The sequence below is a fragment of the Cupriavidus sp. SIMBA_020 genome (assembly GCF_046535395.1).
Lineage (GTDB): Bacteria > Pseudomonadota > Gammaproteobacteria > Burkholderiales > Burkholderiaceae > Cupriavidus > Cupriavidus campinensis.
Map to the genome: position 1 here is coordinate 1 of NZ_JAWRWU010000777.1, position 265 is coordinate 265.

The 265-nt window shown below is 70.6% G+C and carries 1 pseudogene; it reads left to right on the plus strand.

Going from position 1 to position 265, the window contains the following annotated elements:
• A pseudogene (locus SB751_RS31465) lies at window positions 1–265 on the plus strand (cysteine dioxygenase); the annotation flags it as partial.

Below are 265 nucleotides of genomic sequence, written 5' to 3' on the forward strand. Positions count from 1 at the left end.
CCTGCTGCATCTCGACCCCGACGAACGGTTTTCCGTCGTCAGCTTCGTGTGGGGCCCCGGCCAGGCCACGCCGATCCACAACCACACGGTGTGGGGGCTGATCGGCATGCTGCGCGGCGGCGAGTTTTCGCAGCCGTACCGGCTCGACCCGACCGGCAAGCCGCTGCCGTCGGGCGACGCAGTGCGGCTGCAGCCGGGCGAGGTCGAGGCCGTGTCGCCGCGCATCGGCGACATCCATCGCGTGACCAATGCGTACGCCGATCGG